This is a genomic window from uncultured Methanobrevibacter sp. (assembly GCF_902801725.1).
Lineage (GTDB): Archaea > Methanobacteriota > Methanobacteria > Methanobacteriales > Methanobacteriaceae > Methanocatella.
This window is the reverse complement of record NZ_CADCJB010000069.1, coordinates 1-4,527: the sequence shown is the minus strand read 5'-3', so window position 1 is coordinate 4,527 and position 4,527 is coordinate 1. Positions and strand designations below refer to the sequence as shown.

The 4,527-nt window shown below is 34.3% G+C and carries 1 protein-coding gene; it reads left to right on the top strand.

The window, feature by feature from the left end; all coding sequences use genetic code 11:
* Nucleotides 1-4,527: right-handed parallel beta-helix repeat-containing protein (locus QZV68_RS09960; RefSeq protein ID WP_296880847.1), on the top strand; the 4,527-nt coding region annotated here is incomplete at both ends.

The window sequence follows — 4,527 nt, the reverse complement described above, 5'->3', positions numbered from 1 at the left end:
GCTGAAGGATGTAATGTTGTAATTGAAAACATTGAGTTTGTTGATGGAGGCATAAAAGATCATGCATCAATTGAAAATTACGGCAGTTTAACACTTAAAAACTGTTCTTTCACCGGTTTTGAAACCGATACAATCATATACAATTCCGGTTCCTTAAATATAACAGACGGTGTATTTTCACTTAATTCCATTAATAATGCTATTGTTTTAAATAATGGAAAATTATTCATCGAAGGAGCTGAATTCTCAAGCAATGTCATAAATACAAATTCTGTTGTGTACAACAATGGAAATGCAGAAATTGTTGATTCCAATTTCACAGAAAACATCAATAACGGAAATGGTGGTGCAATATATAACAAAAATTCATTAACCATTAAAGACACAGTTTTCAATGAAAATGAAGGTATAAATGGCGGAGCTGTTTATAATGAAGGAACATTAGAAGTCTTAAACTCTACTTTTGAAGATAACACTGCAAACGGATATGGTGGTGCAATTTTCAATGACGGTGAAGCAAACATAGCTAATTCATCATTTAGCGGAAGTTTCAGTGCAAAGGACGGAGGTGCCATTTACAATAATAATATGCTGATTGTGAATAATTCCACATTAGTTGCAAATACCGCAACAGGCAATGGTGGAGCAATCTACAACAACAAAACCTTGAAACTTGCAGAATCCTTCTTTGGAATTAACTTCGCTTACGAGTATGCAAACATTTACAATGCAGGCGATGTTCAAGACTTTAGAGATAACACATTCGATTTCTATGATGTGATATTGTACGTACCGGATGGAGAATACGGCATTCCTACAACAATTACAGGTACACTTGACCCTCAATTCAACATGGACCTTCAATTAACATTACCGGGATTTGTTAACTATAAAGACGCTAATGTCACAATTACAGACGGCATATTTGAATATAATACCGGCGTTTTACCAAAAGGCGCTTATGACGTTATATTAAATGAAGTCATTTATGATAAAAACGGCAACGTTTATTATGGTGAATCAATTAGAGACAGGCTTATCGTAAATAAGGCGAATGTTTACATCAATCTGACCGTAGAGGACATTATCCTTAAAAATTCAGATATTGGTACCCCTGTTTTAAAAATCAACGCAAGTAAAAACGGAACATTCCAGCTTCTGTTCAATAATAGGCTTTCAACTTTCACTATTGCTAACAGTCAAGCTGAAATAACATTGGACAGTGTTGGAGAAGGAAACTACAGCGTAATGGTTGTCCGTGAAGGTGATGAAAACTATAACGATGCAGCAAACGGAACCACATTCACTGTAAGCGAATATTTAGGCAATTTCATTGTCAACAGTACTGGTGGAAAATTCGATACATTGGCTGAAGCTATCAATAACTCTGCAGCTGAAGACATCATTTATGTAATGGAAGGAACTTACAGTGGTTTTGGCTATGCCGCAGGAAATATTGTAGGTAAAAAATTAACCATAATTGCACTTGGAGATGTTGTTTTTGATCAAAGTACAACTAATTTAGGGTTTATAAACACTACTGGAGACTCTGATATTACTATATGTAATGCAGTATTCACCGGATTTAAAACTAACTATAAGAATGCAGTCTTTTTCAATAGAGGTAATTTGACTTTAGATGGATGTGCCTTTGCCAACAATACTTTAGGAGAAGACAGTGATACCATAGAATTTAAAGCATTTATCTATAATGAAGGAAATTTAAATATTGTTAACTCTGAATTTTATGACAATAACATATACCACACTTACCTCGTCACTAGTAAATCTGACATTATCATTAATGAATCAACATTTGAAAACAATACAATCGACAGTTGGGGTCGCCTCATTAATATAACTAATGCGAATTCAGCAAAAATCATATCAACCGAATTTGTTGAAAACACATTAGGATCCGGTGAAGCCATTTTTGTTGAGAAATGTAATGATGTTCTCATTAATGCTGAATTTTACGATAATACTAAAGGAGAAGGTATTTTTGCAAGGGATAATTCAAAATTGAATATTGAAAATTCAATATTTACAGGAAATGCATTTAGCCGTATAATTGAATCATGGAACAATGTTCAAAATAGTATTTCAGGATGTACATTCACAAACAATACTGGTTATTATATTGTTTTAAGTGAAGACAAAAATCTGTCCGTTTCAGAATCCACATTTTTATCCAATACCCTTTCAGACAACCCACATTCAGGTGAAAGTACATTATTCATTGGATCAGATGTGAATGCTAGTGTCAACGGATGTGTGTTTGCAGAAAATAAGGGAGGCGATTGCAGAAACATCTATAGTGAGAACCCTAATGTGAACATTACCCATACAACCTTTGATACTGAAAACGTCGATTATGCTGTTAGTGATATTGACTACGGAAAAACTGAAACAATTAACGGTACTATTGATATTGGTACAAACTTCGACTTCAATGTCAATTTAAACATTAACAACAAAGTCTATCCAGTCAAAGTAACTAACAATAAATTCACCCTCACTTTAAGCAATCTAACAGGTGGAGACTACGATGTGGTATTAAATGCACAAAACGATGATTCAAACACATTTGTATTTAATCAAAAAACTAAAACATTCACTGTAAATCGTATAGATCCTGGATTAAAAGTTACAATATCAAATATTACTCAGGGTGAAAAATTAGAAGTTAATGCAACACTCATCAATAATGCTACCGATAAGATTCTCTATCAATTGGATGGAAAATGGTATAACAAGACTCAGCTTGAAAATCTCACATTGACCCATGGTAACTATTTAGTTGCAGCATCATATGGTGGAAATAAAAACTACTATCCAGTCGGTATACCAGTTTATGTGGAAGTTTACAAAACCACTCCAAACATAACTGTAAGTGATGCTGAAGCTAACTATGGTGAAGATATTGAAATTAATGTAAAAGTCGACGATGCTGATTATTATACCGTATTTATAAACGACAGCTACGATGATGCAGTTTCATTGTATATTGGCGGCAGCGGAACATTTACAGTTCCAAGTAAAAACTTCAAACCTGGTAAATATGAAATCAAAGTTTATAAAATTGAAACTGACGACTATAATGAAGCATACGGCTATGCTAATTTAACAGTTAATGAAAATATCGGAATTTTCAACCTATCTAACGATACTATTTATTATGGTGAAAATGCAACTGTTCATGTGAAAGTTCCAGAAAATGCATATGGAAACATTACCTACACTGTATATGATTCCAATATGAATCCTGTTTACACTATCACACAATCCTGTCTCGAAGAACTTGTTGTTCCTAATTTGTATGTCGTAGACAATGTTGGAAAATATCTGGTCACAGGTACTTATGAAGGTGATTCCTACTACACCAATAAATCCGTAGTCTATCCTGGCGTAGTATTAGTCATTCCAAAAACTGTAGAATTAAACATTACTGTATCCAATATAACCTACGGCGAAAAAGCAGTAGTTACTGTTGGTGCAGATGCTGACGGCGAATATCTCGTTTATGTCGGTAATGAAACTTATAAAGTTAATGTTGTAAACGGTACCGGAAATGTTTCAGTTCCTGGCTTGACTGTTGGAAGTTATACTGTTAATGCAACTGCAATTGACGGGAATTATTCCGCATTTGAAGAAGCAGTATTTGAAGTAACAAGTAAACAGATTTCCGTTGTTGTTTCTGTTGAGGATATTACTTATGGTGATAATGCTACTGTTGTTGTTCAGGCAGATGTTGACGGTGAATACATTGTAAGTATTAGAGGTGAAAACTATACTGTATCTGTTAATGATGGAGAAGGAGTTAAATATATTCCTGATTTAACTGTTGGTAAGGATATTTTTGTTTCTGTAACTGTTGTTGACGGTAACTACAGCGCATATAATACCACAACATTCAATGTAAATAAACAGGACACTCCAATTGAATTGGATGTCGCAACTGGAGAAAACAATGTGACAATGACTGTTACTGTTGATGAAGCAGCAACCGGTCTTGTCAAATTCCAAGTAACTGGTCCAGAAGAATACACTCTCTATGTCGATGTAATTGATGGTAAAGCGGTTCTTCAAGATATTCTTGAAACTGGTGATTATACAGTAATCGCAACCTATATGGGTGATTCCAGATTTAATACTAACATTACCTCTGAAGAGTTCACTCTCAAAGGTCACATTAAGAAAGATACACCTATTACTGCTAGTGCTGAAGTGGTTGGATACAGAGTTACAGTGACTGTGAATGTTGATGAAAATGCTACCGGATTTGTACGGTTAGCTGTTGGTGGTACTGTTGCTAATATTGAAGTAGTTGATGGTGTCGCAAAATTAACTACTAATTTACTTCCAAATAGTTACTTTGTTGAGGTAACTTATCTTGGTGATGATAACTTCAATATGAACAGTACTAGTGTGACATTTACTGTTACTGAAGTTGCTAAGGAAAATACTACTATTGATCTTGACGTCCTGGTTTATGAGGATACTGCCTTGATTATGGTTGATTTGGAT